The organism is Pseudarthrobacter sp. P1 (genome assembly GCF_050156935.1).
Lineage (GTDB): Bacteria > Actinomycetota > Actinomycetes > Actinomycetales > Micrococcaceae > Specibacter.
This window is the reverse complement of the sequence record NZ_CP189584.1, coordinates 1,694,978-1,708,568: the sequence shown is the minus strand read 5'-3', so window position 1 is coordinate 1,708,568 and position 13,591 is coordinate 1,694,978. Positions and strand designations below refer to the sequence as shown.

15 protein-coding genes are annotated in these 13,591 nt (G+C 64.5%); 13 read left to right on the top strand and 2 right to left on the bottom strand.

The features are described 5' to 3' along the window. Positions 1–2: 2 nt before the first annotated feature. Both ACQCSX_RS08120 and ACQCSX_RS08115 read right to left on the bottom strand, forming a co-directional pair. Positions 3–980 (bottom strand): glycosyltransferase, encoded by a 978-nt coding sequence (locus ACQCSX_RS08120; RefSeq protein ID WP_427018495.1) that lies wholly within the window; start codon positions 978–980, stop codon positions 3–5. Beyond that, positions 977–1,879 carry a glycosyltransferase gene (locus ACQCSX_RS08115; protein WP_427018494.1) on the bottom strand — a complete coding sequence of 301 codons (903 nt, stop codon included), beginning with the start codon at positions 1,877–1,879 and terminating at the stop codon, positions 977–979. Before ACQCSX_RS08115 ends, ACQCSX_RS08120 begins: the two co-directional genes overlap by 4 nt. Before the next feature lie 189 nt (positions 1,880–2,068). Here ACQCSX_RS08115 and ACQCSX_RS08110 point away from each other — a divergent pair, with 189 nt between their 5' ends. From ACQCSX_RS08110 to ACQCSX_RS08050, 13 genes are all read left to right on the top strand, one after another. Beyond that, positions 2,069–3,928: a polysaccharide biosynthesis protein gene (locus ACQCSX_RS08110; RefSeq protein ID WP_427018493.1), complete on the top strand. Its 1,860-nt coding sequence runs from the start codon at positions 2,069–2,071 to the stop codon at positions 3,926–3,928. Then, positions 3,928–4,947: a UDP-phosphate glycosyltransferase gene (locus ACQCSX_RS08105; RefSeq protein ID WP_427019006.1), complete on the top strand. Its 1,020-nt coding sequence runs from the start codon at positions 3,928–3,930 to the stop codon at positions 4,945–4,947. Before ACQCSX_RS08110 ends, ACQCSX_RS08105 begins: the two co-directional genes overlap by 1 nt. 135 nt (positions 4,948–5,082) lie before the next feature. Beyond that, positions 5,083–5,559, top strand: coding sequence for a hypothetical protein (locus ACQCSX_RS08100; RefSeq protein WP_427018492.1), 477 nt, complete (start codon positions 5,083–5,085; stop codon positions 5,557–5,559). Positions 5,560–5,624: 65 nt separating this feature from the next. Beyond that, on the top strand, positions 5,625–5,888 hold the full coding sequence (locus ACQCSX_RS08095; protein WP_427019005.1) for an AtpZ/AtpI family protein: 264 nt from the start codon (positions 5,625–5,627) through the stop codon (positions 5,886–5,888). 121 nt (positions 5,889–6,009) lie between these two features. Then, entirely contained in the window at positions 6,010–6,804 is a 795-nt protein-coding gene (gene atpB, locus ACQCSX_RS08090) for a F0F1 ATP synthase subunit A (protein WP_427018491.1), read from the top strand. 74 nt (positions 6,805–6,878) lie between these two features. Next, positions 6,879–7,097 carry an ATP synthase F0 subunit C gene (gene atpE / locus ACQCSX_RS08085; RefSeq protein ID WP_312181662.1) on the top strand — a complete coding sequence of 73 codons (219 nt, stop codon included), beginning with the start codon at positions 6,879–6,881 and terminating at the stop codon, positions 7,095–7,097. Positions 7,098–7,142: 45 nt separating this feature from the next. After that, complete coding sequence (locus ACQCSX_RS08080; RefSeq protein ID WP_427018490.1) at positions 7,143–7,697, top strand: F0F1 ATP synthase subunit B; 555 nt, start codon at positions 7,143–7,145, stop codon at positions 7,695–7,697. Continuing rightward, positions 7,697–8,539, top strand: coding sequence for a F0F1 ATP synthase subunit delta (locus ACQCSX_RS08075; RefSeq protein WP_427018489.1), 843 nt, complete (start codon positions 7,697–7,699; stop codon positions 8,537–8,539). The genes ACQCSX_RS08080 and ACQCSX_RS08075 overlap by 1 nt, the downstream gene beginning before the upstream one ends. 125 nt (positions 8,540–8,664) lie before the next feature. Further along, positions 8,665–10,302, top strand: coding sequence for a F0F1 ATP synthase subunit alpha (gene atpA, locus ACQCSX_RS08070; RefSeq protein ID WP_427018488.1), 1,638 nt, complete (start codon positions 8,665–8,667; stop codon positions 10,300–10,302). 77 nt (positions 10,303–10,379) lie between these two features. Continuing rightward, positions 10,380–11,273 (top strand): F0F1 ATP synthase subunit gamma, encoded by an 894-nt coding sequence (locus ACQCSX_RS08065; protein ID WP_427018487.1) that lies wholly within the window; start codon positions 10,380–10,382, stop codon positions 11,271–11,273. Positions 11,274–11,354: 81 nt separating this feature from the next. Then, positions 11,355–12,809 (top strand): F0F1 ATP synthase subunit beta, encoded by a 1,455-nt coding sequence (atpD, locus tag ACQCSX_RS08060; RefSeq protein ID WP_427018486.1) that lies wholly within the window; start codon positions 11,355–11,357, stop codon positions 12,807–12,809. Position 12,810: 1 nt separating this feature from the next. Next, positions 12,811–13,095, top strand: a complete 285-nt coding sequence (locus tag ACQCSX_RS08055; RefSeq protein WP_427018485.1) for a F0F1 ATP synthase subunit epsilon — start codon at positions 12,811–12,813, stop codon at positions 13,093–13,095. 10 nt (positions 13,096–13,105) lie between these two features. Then, positions 13,106–13,537, top strand: a complete 432-nt coding sequence (locus ACQCSX_RS08050; protein WP_427018484.1) for a DUF2550 domain-containing protein — start codon at positions 13,106–13,108, stop codon at positions 13,535–13,537. The last annotated feature ends 54 nt before the right edge of the window (positions 13,538–13,591 follow it).

Below are 13,591 nucleotides of genomic sequence, written 5' to 3'. Positions count from 1 at the left end.
TCCTATTCCTTCGGCAACGGAGCCGGCATGGGCTCCCAATGTGTGTCGGCCATGATCTGGCGCGAGGCGCGCCAGCCGCGCCACAGCGTCCCGGCGCCGCGGACGGTGCGCTCCACGGCCAGCAGGCGCAGGGCCTCCTTGGCGGTCGTCAGTGCCGTGCCAAGGGCAAAGCCCACCGGGTTGTAGACGCCGTGGGCGCGCAAGTACTGCGCCACCAGGCCGCGGTTGCGCATGGAGTAGAAGCGGGACAGGTCCGAGGAATCGTTCAGATGCCGGATCCCCAGATCGATCTGGCGCTGCTCGCGGGCCTTGCGGAGGACAAATTCGTTCACATAGACCACCGGCCGCTGGCGCGAGATCTGCCAGCCGTACATGGTGTCGTCCCAGTTGAGGAAGAACCGGGGGTCCGGCAGGCCCACGCTGCGCACGGCATCGGCGTGGACCAGCATGCCCTCGAAACAGCCCACATTGGTGGGGAACTCGTTGCTGCGCGCGAACACGTTGCCGGGCACCGGCAGCGGGACGCCCAGAAAGGAGTTGAAATCGTTCTGCCAGAAGAAGGGCTCCCCGGCGCTGTCGTAGCGGCGGCCCACCAGGGCGTCATACCGGACCATCCACGGGTGGAAGGCGCCGATGGCATCCGGCAGGGCCTCGACGTCGTCGTCCATCAGCCACATCCACTGCGCGCCCTCGGCCAGTGCCCGCCCCACTCCGGCGGAAAAGCCGCCGGAACCGCCCAGGTTCGATTCGAGCCGGTGGTGGATCAGCGGCACGGGGGAGTGTGCGGCCGCGGCGGCAATGACCTCGGCGGTGCTGTCCGTGCTGGCGTTGTCCACCAGCACGACGGCGTCCGGGGCCGGGGACAGCGCCGCCACCGTCTCCAGCAGCCGGGCCAGGTACCCGGCCCGGTTGTAGGTGGTGATGACGATGTGGAAGTCCGCCAGCCGGGGATTCCGGGCGCCGGGGGAACCGCCGCTCACTTGAAGACCTGGTCCTTGGGCGGGCCGAATTTGGCCCCCCGCACGCCGGCGGCGTAGGTGCTGGCCCAGCTGGCCAGACCCTTGGGGTCGCGGGCCTTGAGGAAGTAGAGCGGATAGCCGACGGCGTCAGCCACCAGGGAGCGCAGCCGGCGGTGCTTGCGCGTGAGGAAACCGCGGTTGCGGTAGTAGTAGAAGCGCTTGAACGGCGTCTCTGGCACCAGCACGTGCAGCCGGTCGCCGAGCACCTCCTTGACCTCGCCCCATCCCGCGGGGTGGCTGAGGGCCACGGAGGTGACGGTGCCGAAGGCGATTCCCGCCTGGCGCAGGCGCAGCATGAAGTCCGTTTCGTCGCCGCGGATGAACAGGCGCAGATCCGGCAGCCCCACCTTGAAGAAGACGTCAGCGCGGATCAGCGCACCATTGAAGAACTGGCCGACATTGGGGATAAAGCCCAGCGGCTCCACCACGGCGCGCTCATGGGTCAGATGGCCGTCGATGCGGAACGGGAAGGAGAGTTTTTGCGGCTGCCCGGGAGCCACGACCAGCGGCAGCACCACGTCCAGCTTGCGCTCGTGGGCGGCGGCCAGCAGCGTCGCCAGGCATTCGGGGTCCTCCGGATGGGCGTCGTCGTCCATGATCCACACCCACTGTGCGCCGGAGGCAATGGCGCTGAGGATGGCCAGCGAAAAACCGCCGGCACCGCCCAGGTTGGCCTCGGAGCGGATGTAGGTCACCGGCGCGGGGGCCGCCGCGGCGATCCCGCCCACGGGCGTGGTTCCGGAGTCAACGAGGGCGATGGCATGCGGAGCATGGCTCTGCTCCGCCAGCGCAGCCAGAAGGGTTTGCACGTCATCCGGACGGTCAAAAGTCACAGCCGCCACGGCCACGGTGTCCTGCACAGGAGGTCCTCTCGGGCCGGGAGCATGCGCACAGGCGCGCGGCACGGCTAATTAAGGGTTCAATCGAAAGCGATTAGTATCTTTAGTAGCTTCCACTTTAGTACAGCCTGTTTAAGCCGGGCATCGACAGCCCCGCCCGGTGCGGGCCGCCGGTGCGGGGCCGGGGCGGAAAACGGAATTCGAGCAACGTTGAAAAACACCACAGAACCATCGGCCGCCACGGGCGCCAGCGACGCCAAACCGCAGCTCTGGCTGTGGTCCCAGGCCGTGCTGGACTCCCTGGCCTGGGCGGTGGCGTTCTCGCTGGCCGTGCTCCTGCGCTATGAACTTGACGTCCACCTGATCAACTTCTGGGGCCTGGCCCTGGTGGTGGCGATAGCCGTCATCACCCAGCTGGTGGCGGGATGGAGCCTGGCCCTGTACCGCGGGCGCTACACCTTTGGCAGCTTCCACGAGGCCCGGGTGCTGGTGGTGGTGACGCTGATCGTCGCGGCCGTGACCTTTGTCTTCCTGTACCTGTTGGTCAACGAGCTCCACATCGCCCGCAGCGTCAGCGCCATCGCGTTCCCGTTCGCGGCGCTGTTCATGGCTGCCATCCGCTACGTCAAGCGGCTCTATGTCGAGGGCAAGCCGCGCATGGGCGAGGGCGCCCAGAAGACTCTGGTGTACGGTGCCGGTTTCCTGGGCAACTCACTGGTCAACCGCATGCTGCAGGACCCCGAGGCACCGTATTTCCCCGTCGGCCTGATCGACGACGACCCCGCCAAGAAGCACCTCCGCCTGAGTTCCGTCGCCGTGCTGGGCCGCGGCGATGACCTGCCGGAGGTGGTGCGCCGGAGCAAGGCCACAGTGCTGGTGATTGCCTTCCCGCACGTCGAAGCCGCCAAGGTCCGGGAGATTTCCGACGCCGTGGCGGGCCTGCATGTGCGCGTGCTGGTGCTGCCGCCGCTGAAGGACATGCTCACCGGCGAGGAGTCCGGCTTCTCCGATTTCCGCGACATCAACGTCGAAGACCTGATCGGGCGGCGCCCGGTGAACATTGAGGTGGAGCGCATCGCCGGCTACATCACCGGCAAGCGGGTGCTGGTCACCGGTGCCGGCGGTTCCATCGGCTCCGAACTGTGCCGCCAGCTGCATGGGTTCGCCCCCGAAGAGCTCATCATGCTGGACCGGGACGAGTCCGGCCTGCAGCACACCCAGATTTCCATCACCGGCCGTGGGCTGCTCAACGGCAAGGACACGGTGCTGGCGGACATCCGCGACGCCGAGTCGCTGAACGCGATCTTTGCCGACCGCCGCCCCGAGGTGGTCTTCCACGCCGCCGCACTCAAGCATGCCCCGCTGCTGCAGCAGTATCCCCGGGAGGCCTGGAAGACCAACGTCCTAGGCACGCTGAACGTGCTCCGCGCGGCGCAGTCGGTGGGCGTGGAGACGTTCGTCAATGTCTCAACGGACAAGGCCGCCAGCCCCACCACCGCCCTGGGCCATTCCAAGCACTCCGCGGAAAAGCTCACCGCCTGGATGGCGCGGCAGACCGGCAGACGCTATGTTTCGGTGCGCTTTGGCAATGTGATCGGCAGCCGCGGCTCCATGCTGCCGCTGTTCTCCGAGCAGATCAACAAGGGTGGCCCTGTCACAGTCACCCATCCGGACATCACCCGCTTCTTCATGACCATCCCGGAGGCCTGCCAGTTGGTCATCCAGGCCGGCTCCATTGGCAGCGGCGGCGAGGTGCTGATCCTGGACATGGGTGATCCCGTCAAGATCCTGGACGTGGCCGAACGGATGATCGCGATGTCCGGCAAGGACATCCAGATTGTCTTCACCGGCCTGCGCCCCAGCGAAAAGCTGCACGAACTGCTGGTGGGCGTGGAGGAGGCCGACGCCAAGGCGCTGCACCCGAAGATCTCGCACACCACGTCCTGGCCGCTTGCCCCGGACCAGCTGGACCTGGAGGCCTGGCTGCAGCACTGCCGCGACGAGTCCGGCCAGGACATCGCGGAGCTCGTTGACGAGGACGACGACGACGAACTCGCGGCGGGCGCGTGATGGCGGCCCTGGTTGCCGCCACCGCGTTGCTGGCGAGCCTCTTCCTGCCGTTTGCGGTCAAGCCCTGGCTGGTGCGCCGCGGGGTGCTGGATGTGCCCACGGCCCGGTCCTCGCACACCGAGCCCACCATCCGTGGCATGGGCATCACCGTGGCGGCAGCGCTGCTGCTGTCCATGGCGGTGGCCTGGCTGGCCCTGCTGCTGGGGCCGCAGGAGGAGGCCGCCGGGCCCGCCGTCGTGCTGGTGTCGGCGCTGGTCATGGCCGCGGCCGCCGTGATCGGCTGGATCGAGGATTTCCGCGGGATTGCCATCAAGTTCCGCGCCGTCCTGCAGCTGGGGATCGGGCTGGCCGGTTCCCTGGCACTGGCGGCCGCGCTGCCGGGACAGAATGTGTGGTGGGTTCCCGCGGGCGCCGTTGCCGTGGCCGCCTACATCAACGTGGCCAACTTCATGGACGGCATCAACGGCATCTCGGGCATGCACGGGCTGCTGGTCGGGCTGTTCTACGCCGCGGCGGGGCTGCTCACCGGGCACCTCTGGCTGGTCCTGGCCGGTGCGGGCATTGCCGCGGCGTTTGCCGGCTTCCTGCCGTGGAACCTCAGCCGGGGCAATGTGTTCCTCGGCGACGTGGGCAGCTACCTGCTGGGCGCCTCGATCGCCGTCACGGCCGTGGCGGCGTTCCTGGCCAAGGTGCCGGTGGAATACATCTTCTCCCCGGTGCTGATCTACCTGGCGGACACCTTCATCACGCTGATCCGGCGCATCGCCTCGGGCCAGCGCTGGTACGCCGCACACCGCCAGCACGCCTACCAGCGCCTGACGATCGTGGGGCTGAGCCACCTGCAGGCCACTGCCGTGGTCAGCGCGGCCACGGTGGCCACCGGCCTGCTGGGGATTGTGTCCACCCGGGCGGGGGAGGGGATGGACATCCTCGCCGGCGTGCTCTGCGCACTGGTGGTCCTGCTGTACCTGCGCACACCCACGATTTTCCAGCGGATGATCCGCCGCCGGGCCGTGTGACGGGGAGGTCCTACCTCGGTCAACATCACAGTTCTATCTCGTGTAGAATTGAGGACGTAGTATTCCGCGCGACGGGTAACCGCCGCTACGTTTCGCTGGCTTGACGGTAACAAGCCTTCTCACGATGGGGTATCCATGAAGGACTCGAGCGCCGCAGGTGCGGGCCCGGAGCAGTTCGCTGCCGCCGGTCCAACCGCGTCCCCTTGGCTGGACATCCTGCGCAACAGCGCCATCGTCAGCGGTGCCGCGGTGCTCCTGATGGCCGCCGCTGCCGCCATCGTCACCTCCGTGCCCGCCGCTCTGAGCGCCCTCTTCGGCGCCGCGGTGGTGATGGCCTTCTTCGCCCTGAGCCTGCTCGTGGGCCACTATTACGGCCGCAGGAACCCCTCCGGCGCCGTCGGCGTCTTCCTGGTCACCTACCTGGTGAAGGTGGTGGGCTTCGCGGCCCTGCTCTTCGCCATCGGCGCCCCGGACTGGCTGGACGGCACGTGGTTCTTTGCCGCCGCCGTCGTCGCCGTCCTGCTCTGGCAGGCCACCGAGGTCTTCACCTTCTCCCGCCAGCGCCACCAGATCTACGCGGACCCCACCCCGGATGCGGAGGAGGGCAAGTGAGCTCCGAAAACACCCCCGGCAGCGCCGGCGAAAACTCCGCCGAACCCACGCCCGAAACCGAGCGCATTTCGGTGGCGTCCTCGGGCACCACCAACCCCGAAAGCACCGGTGGATACAACGCCGGGATGGCCATCTTCAGCTATGTCATTGGCGGCATCCTGGTCTGGAGTTTGATAGGGTGGGGACTGGATATTTTGCTGGGAACGCGGTGGTGTGTTCTGGCCGGTGCCTTCGTTGGCCTGGCCGGCGGTTTCTACCTCTCCTTCGCCCGACGCCTCCACCGAAAAAGCACCAATGATGATGCCCGGCCGACGGATGCGCACTCGTGAACCATCGTGACGGCTATGCCGTGGCGCCAAGACTTTTCAATATCGTTGGGGGCAACGGTGCAGTAAGCTGCCCAGTTCCCCATGCCATGCCCAATTACGGACCCTGCAGAGAGGAAACGCGTTGATCGCGCTTACGCTCCCCGCCCAAGATGGTGGAACGTTCAACCCGCCTGGCGTAGAAAGCCACTTGCCGGCACTTTTCACCATCGGAAGCTTCGAGTTCACCAAGCAGATGCTGCTGGTGCTGCTTTCCGTGGTTCTCATTAGCTGGTTCTTCGTGGCAGCCGCCCGCAAGGGCAAGCTGGTCCCCGGCAAGCTCCAATTCGCCGGCGAGATGGGCTACAGCTTCGTCCGCAACTCGGTGGCCAAGGATGTCATCGGCGGCAAGGACTTCATCAAGTTCGTCCCGCTGCTGTTCGCCCTGTTCTTCTTCATCCTGGTCAACAACATCTACGGGGCCATCCCGTTCCTCCAGTTGCCGAGCTTCTCGCACGTGGGCGGCGCCTACCTGCTGGCCGGCCTGGTCTACGTGACCTGGATCGGTGTTGGCATCAAGCGCAACGGCCTGCGCTACTTCAAGCTGGCAGTGGTGCCCTCCGGCGTGCCGTGGTACATCCTGCCCCTGGTGGTCCCGATCGAGATCATCTCCAACTTTGTGGTCCGCCCCATGACCCACTCTCTGCGTCTGTTCGCCACCATGCTGGCCGGACACCTGATTGTGCAGATTGCCGGATCCGGCATCGAATTCCTGATCACCCAGGAAAGCGTCCTGATGAAGGGTGCATCGGTGCTGGTGCTGGCCGGTTCCGTGGCCATGTACATGCTCGAAGCTTTGATCATGGTTCTGCAGGCGTACGTCTTCGTGCTGCTGACCGCGATCTACATTGAGGGTGCTGTCCACGCGGACAGCCACTAATAACCAAGCATTCCCCCCCCGGGGGATAAACCAAACAACCTGCCCACTAATGGGCATCTTGAAAGGAATTTACAATGACGGGTGAAATCAACGGCTCACTGAACCTTATCGGTTACGGTCTGTCCGCAATCGGTGGTGCAATTGGTGTGGGTCTCGTATTCGCGGCATACATCAACGGTGTGGCTCGCCAGCCGGAGGCCCAGCGTGTCCTGCAGCCCATCGCGTTCCTGGGTCTGGCCCTGACCGAAGCCCTCGCCATCCTGGGCCTCGTGTTTGCCTTCGTTCTCAAGTAAAGAGACGCGAACCTTTCAAACACGAGTAGATAGGAAGGGTGAAATATGAAGAACCTCATGATTTTAGCCTCCGCAGGGGATGCCCCAGTCAACCCGCTTGCACCTAATTGGTGGGAGTTGCTGGTTGTCGGTGTTGGCTTTGCTGTCCTGATGGTCATCGTGGTCAAGTTTGTTGTCCCGATGTTCGAGAAGACCTTCGCTGAGCGCACTGAAGCCATTGAAGGCGGCATTGCCAAGGCTGAGAAGGCCCAGGCCGAGGCCAGCGCTGCACTCGAAGAGTACAAGCAGCAGCTGGTTGACGCCCGCACCGAAGCCAACCGCATCCGCGAAGAGGCCCGCAACGAAGGCGCCCAGATCCTGGCCGACCTGAAGGCAAAGGCCGCAACCGAGTCTGCCCGGATCACCGAGCAGGCCCAGGTTGCCATCGCAGCCGAGCGCCAGGCCGCCGTCGTCTCTCTGCGTGCAGAGGTCGGCACGCTGGCCACCACGCTGGCAGGGCGCATCGTAGGCGAGTCCCTGAACGACGACGCGCGCTCCGCCCGCGTTGTTGACCGGTTCCTTGCCGAACTGGATGCGCAAAGCGAAGGTGCAGCTAAGTAATGGCAGGTGTATCGAGCGAATCGCTGACCGCAGCACTGTCCGATCTGGAGGCACAGCTTCCGTTCGCATCGCTGTCGTTGGCTCAGGAACTTTTCGGCGTACTGACGCTGGTGGACAGTTCGGCCGGCCTGCGCCGCGCCCTGACTGACCCCTCGCGCACCGCCGCGGAGAAGTCGGCGCTGGTTGGTTCGCTGGTCAACGGCAAGGTGTCCGCAGCTGCGGGCACCATCGTTGGCAAGCTGGCTGCCTCGCGTTGGGCAGATGCACGTGACCTCGGCGATGCGCTCGAGACCTTGGCCGCAACTGTGGTCATTGCCGTTGCAGAGAACCGCACTGGATCTCTTGATTCACGCACCGCTGCTTCCGGGATCACCTCTCTGGAGCACTTGGAGAACGATCTCTTTGCCTTCAACCGGACCGTTTCGGCCAACCACGATGTCCAGCGTGCCCTCACGGCACCGCAGGCCACCGAGGCGGCAAAGACGGCTCTGGCGCTGAAGATGGTTCCCTCCGCATGCGAGGAAGCCAAGGCTTTGATCGGCCAGGCCGTTTCCCACCCGCGTGGGCTCAAGCTCACCAATCTGGTGGAGAAGTTCGCCACGCTTGCCGCGGCACGCCAGCAGCGCTGGATTGCCCAAGTAAGCGTCAGCCGTGAACTGGCTCCCGCACAGGCCGAGCGCCTGGCGCGTGGCCTGAACAACCTGTACGGGCGCGAACTGAAGGTCAACACCATTGTTGACCCGACATTGATCGGCGGGGTCCGCGTGCGGGTCGGGGACGAAGTAGTGGATGCTTCGGTCATTTCCCGGCTCGGCGAACTGCGCCGTCAGCTGGCCGGCTAGCCACTCGCTGGCACCGGAAGCAACACAGACATTTCTGACCGGCGGCAATACCTTGCCGCACTGGTCAAAAAGCTAGGTCATCGTGCACATGCGATGATCACGAATTAGGAGAGCAGGGACTGCAGATGGCCGAATTGACCATCAACGCCGACGACGTCCGTAATGCGTTGAACGAGTTCGCGGCGTCCTACGAGCCGGGCAACGCCGAGCGCGTTGAAGTTGGCCGCGTAACTTCCGCAGGTGACGGCATTGCCCGTGTGGAGGGTCTTCCCTCTGTCATGGCCAACGAGCTGCTTCGTTTCGAAGACGGCACCCTGGGCCTGGCCCAGAACCTTGACGTCCGCGAGATCGGTGTGATCGTCCTGGGCGACTTCACCGGCATCGAAGAGGGCCAGGAGGTCCACCGCACCGGTGACATCCTGTCCGTACCCGTCGGCGATGCATTCCTGGGCCGTGTGGTTGACCCTCTGGGTGCGCCGATCGACGACCTGGGCGAGATCGTGGCCGAGACCACCCGCGCACTGGAGCTCCAGGCTCCCGGTGTGACCGAGCGCAAGAGCGTTCACGAGCCGATGCAGACGGGCCTGAAGGCCATTGACGCAATGATCCCGATCGGCCGCGGCCAGCGCCAGCTGATCATTGGTGACCGCCAGACCGGTAAGACGGCCCTCGCGGTGGACACCATCATCAACCAGAAGGCCAACTGGGCTTCGGGCGATGTCACCAAGCAGGTTCGCTGCGTGTACGTGGCCATCGGCCAGAAGGCGTCCACGATTGCTGCCGTCCGCCAGACCCTGGAGGACAACGGCGCCCTGGAGTACACCACCATTGTGGCCTCCCCGGCATCCGACCCCGCCGGCTTCAAGTACCTGGCACCCTACGCCGGCTCGGCCATTGGCCAGCACTGGATGTACGGTGGCAAGCACGTTCTGATCGTCTTCGATGATCTGTCCAAGCAGGCCGAGGCCTACCGTGCCGTATCGCTGCTGCTGCGCCGCCCGCCGGGCCGCGAGGCATACCCCGGCGACGTGTTCTACTTGCACTCCCGCCTGCTGGAGCGTTGTGCCAAGCTCTCCGATGCCCTCGGTGCCGGCTCGATGACCGGTCTGCCGATCATCGAAACCAAGGCAAACGACGTTTCCGCGTACATCCCGACCAACGTGATCTCCATCACCGATGGCCAGATCTTCCTGCAGTCGGACCTCTTCAACGCCAACCAGCGCCCCGCCGTGGACGTCGGTGTGTCCGTCTCCCGCGTGGGTGGCGCCGCACAGGTGAAGTCCATGAAGAAGGTCTCCGGTACGTTGAAGCTGGACCTGGCCCAGTACCGCGACATGCAGGCGTTTGCCATGTTTGCCTCGGACCTGGATGCCGCATCACGCCAGCAGCTCACCCGTGGTGCGCGCCTGATGGAACTGCTCAAGCAGGGCCAGTACGCGCCGTTCCCGATTGAGGAGCAGGTTGTCTCCATCTGGGCCGGCACCAACGGCTACCTGGATGACGTCCCCGTTGAGGACATCGGACGGTTCGAGAGCGAGTTCCTGGAGCACCTGCGCCACGGCTCCTCCGTGCTGACCACGCTGGCCCAGACCAACGTGCTCGGCGATGACACCGTCGAAGCCCTGAAGACCGCCATCGTGGACTTCAAGGCCGGCTTCTTCGGTGAAGGTGACAACCGCCTGGTTGGTGCCGGACACGAGGAGCACGACGCTCTGGCCGGTGCCGACGTTGACCAAGAGAAGATCGTCAAGCAGAAGCGCTAGTTTCGATGGTTGAGCTTGCCGGAGCCCGTCCAGGGCTCCGGCAAGCTCAACCACCGGGATCATAGGAAAGGAAAAGTATGGGAGCCCAGATCCGGGTCTACCGTCAGAAGATCTCGTCGACGACGTCGATGCGCAAGATCTTCAAGGCGATGGAACTGATCGCTACCTCGCGCATTGGCAAGGCCCGTGCGCGCGTGGCAGCCTCACTGCCGTACGCGAACGCCATTACCCGTGCCGTTTCTGCTGTGGCATCGCAGAGTGAAATCGACCACCCGCTGACCACCGAGCCGGAGCAGATCCGCCGGGCCGCCGTCGTCATTGTGGCCTCGGACCGAGGTCTCGCGGGTTCCTATTCCGCCAGTGTCCTCAAGCAGTCCGAGCAGCTCTCCGAGCTGTTGGCTGAGGAAGGCAAGGAAGTCAAGTACTTCCTCGTCGGCCGCAAGGCACAGGCGTACTTCGAGTTCCGCAACCGGAGCTACGAGCGCGTATGGACCGGTGGCACTGATGCACCCGAGTTCTCCACGGCCCAGGAAATTGGCGCCGTCGTACTCGAAGCTTTCGGCACTGACTTTGAAAAGGGCGGCGTGGACGAGATCCACATCGTGTCCACCCGCTTCCAGTCGATGGTTGTGCAGGTTCCGCAGGTCGTGCGTCTGCTTCCCCTGGAGGTTGTTGAAGAACAAGCCACCAGCGAAGCCGACCTTCTGCCGCTGTACGAATTCGAGCCGGAAACCGAGCAGGTGCTTGATGCACTGCTCCCGCGCTACATCGAATCGCGCATCTTTGCGGCTCTGCTTCAGGCCGCTGCCAGCGAGCTCGCTGCCCGCCAGCGTGCCATGAAGTCTGCCGGCGACAACGCCACTGAGCTGATCAAGAAGTACACGCGACTGCGCAACACGGCCCGCCAGGCCGAAATTACCCAGGAACTGTCCGAGATTGTGGCAGGTGCCGACGCGCTCAACGCGTCCTAGGCCCCACCACTGCGGACAAAGTCCCAGGTATCTAACCAGCTAGACTTAACCCCACGCCATCTACTGATTGAAGTGAGAGAGATGACTGCCACCACTACAGAGCAGGTAGCCGCCAAAGCCGGTGCCACCGGGCGCATCGCCCGGGTAATCGGCCCCGTTGTTGACGTTGAGTTCCCGGCGGACGCCATTCCCGGAATTTACAACGCACTCACCACCGAGGTAACCCTCGCCGGTGTAACCCGCACCATCACCTTTGAGGTCGCCCTGCACCTGGGTGACAACCTCATCCGCGCCATCTCCTTGCAGGCCACCGACGGTCTGGTCCGCGGCACCACTGTGGTGGACTCCGGCGCTCCGATCTCCGTTCCCGTTGGCGACGGCGTCAAGGGCCACATCTTCAACGTCCTGGGCCAGCCCCTGGACATTGCAGAGTCCGAGCTCACCACCACCGAGCGCTGGCCGATCCACCGCAAGGCTCCGGCCTTCGCGACGCTGGAGGGCTCCACCGAGATGCTGGAGACCGGCATCAAGGTCATCGACCTTCTTACCCCCTACATCAAGGGTGGAAAGATTGGTCTGTTCGGTGGTGCCGGTGTCGGCAAGACCGTGCTGATCCAGGAAATGATCACCCGTGTTGCCCGCAACTTCGGTGGTACCTCCGTGTTTGCCGGTGTCGGCGAGCGTACCCGTGAGGGCAACGACCTCTGGGTTGAAATGGAGGAGGCCGGCGTCCTGAAGGACACCGCCCTTGTGTTCGGCCAGATGGATGAGCCGCCGGGAACGCGTCTGCGCGTGGCCCTGTCCGCACTGACCATGGCGGAGTACTTCCGCGATGTGCAGAACCAGGACGTGCTGCTCTTCATCGACAACATCTTCCGCTTCACGCAGGCCGGTTCCGAGGTCTCCACGCTGCTGGGCCGCATGCCCTCCGCCGTGGGTTACCAGCCGAACCTGGCCGACGAGATGGGTCTGCTCCAGGAGCGCATCACCTCCACCAAGGGCCACTCCATCACCTCGATGCAGGCCATCTACGTGCCCGCCGATGACTACACGGACCCGGCCCCGGCCACGACGTTCGCCCACTTGGACGCCACCACCGAGCTCTCCCGTGAAATCGCTTCGCGCGGTCTGTACCCGGCCGTTGATCCGCTGACCTCCACGTCGCGCATCCTGGACCCGCAGTACATCGGCAAGGACCACTACAACACCGCTGTGCGCGTGAAGCAGATCCTGCAGAAGAACAAGGAACTCCAGGACATCATCGCCATCCTGGGTGTCGATGAGCTCTCCGAAGAGGACAAGATCGTGGTTAGCCGTGCGCGCCGCATCCAGCAGTTCCTCTCGCAGAACACCTACACCGCCAAGCAGTTCACCGGCGTTGAGGGCTCCACCGTGTCCATCAAGGACACCGTAGAGGGCTTCACGGCCATCTGCGACGGCGACGTCGACCACATTGCCGAGCAGGCGTTCTTCAACGTCGGTGGCATGGACGACGTAGAGCGCCAGTGGGCCAAGATCCAGGAATCGACCAAGTAAGATGGCGAACCTTGAGGTAGAAATCGTTGCAGCGGACCACGCAGTGTGGTCCGGCGCGGCGAAGATGGTCAAGGCGCGCACCAGCGACGGCGAGATCGGAATCCTTCCCGGACACGCGCCGCTGCTGGCCATCCTGGCCGAAGGCGAACTGGCCATCGAGCCCGTGGACGGCGCCCGCATCGCGGTCACCGTTGATGGTGGTTTCTTCTCCGTGGACAGCGATCGTGTTGTGATTGTTGCCGACAACGCACAGCTGCTCGACGGCGCCGCTGCGGGGAACCGATAACCAACCATTGATGAACGATCCTGGTATTGCGTTCATCGTCCTGGCAGGGGCATTCCTGCTGGTAGTTTTGACGCTGTGCCTTTTTGGGGTGCGCCGCTTTCAATTGCGGCGCACCCTTGGCACGGTGGACGCCTCCATCTGCACATCGGGAAACCGGTGGCGGCTGGGGGTTTGCCGTTACCAGGCCACGGAGCTGGAATGGTTTTCCATGATTTCGCTGGCCCCACGGCCCAGATACCGCTTCCGCCGCAGTTCCATTGAATTGCTGGGGCGCCGCAAGCCAACTCCGGGGGAAATCCCGAAGGTGGCACCCGACGTCGTCATTGTCTCCCTGCGCCACGAAGGGCAGGAATTGAAAATGGCCATGAAGTTTGATGCCTATGCTGGCCTGTCCTCCTGGTTGGAGGCCGGACCCGTCGTGGGCATCGGCACCTGGCGCTAAACCAAAAACAAAAAGGTGTGGCCTGCGGACAGATGTCCGCAGGCCACACCTTTT

What these genes read in the sequence shown, in the direction of transcription:
- ACQCSX_RS08105 (WP_427019006.1), top strand. Translation starts at nt 3,928, where the DNA reads ATGGCGGCCCTGGTTGCCGCCACCGCGTTGCTGGCGAGCCTCTTCCTG.
- ACQCSX_RS08100 (WP_427018492.1), top strand. Translation starts at nt 5,083, where the DNA reads ATGAAGGACTCGAGCGCCGCAGGTGCGGGCCCGGAGCAGTTCGCTGCC.
- atpE (WP_312181662.1), top strand. Translation starts at nt 6,879, where the DNA reads ATGACGGGTGAAATCAACGGCTCACTGAACCTTATCGGTTACGGTCTG.
- ACQCSX_RS08080 (WP_427018490.1), top strand. Translation starts at nt 7,143, where the DNA reads ATGAAGAACCTCATGATTTTAGCCTCCGCAGGGGATGCCCCAGTCAAC.
- ACQCSX_RS08075 (WP_427018489.1), top strand. Translation starts at nt 7,697, where the DNA reads ATGGCAGGTGTATCGAGCGAATCGCTGACCGCAGCACTGTCCGATCTG.
- atpA (WP_427018488.1), top strand. Translation starts at nt 8,665, where the DNA reads ATGGCCGAATTGACCATCAACGCCGACGACGTCCGTAATGCGTTGAAC.
- ACQCSX_RS08065 (WP_427018487.1), top strand. Translation starts at nt 10,380, where the DNA reads ATGGGAGCCCAGATCCGGGTCTACCGTCAGAAGATCTCGTCGACGACG.
- atpD (WP_427018486.1), top strand. Translation starts at nt 11,355, where the DNA reads ATGACTGCCACCACTACAGAGCAGGTAGCCGCCAAAGCCGGTGCCACC.
- ACQCSX_RS08055 (WP_427018485.1), top strand. Translation starts at nt 12,811, where the DNA reads ATGGCGAACCTTGAGGTAGAAATCGTTGCAGCGGACCACGCAGTGTGG.
- ACQCSX_RS08050 (WP_427018484.1), top strand. Translation starts at nt 13,106, where the DNA reads ATGAACGATCCTGGTATTGCGTTCATCGTCCTGGCAGGGGCATTCCTG.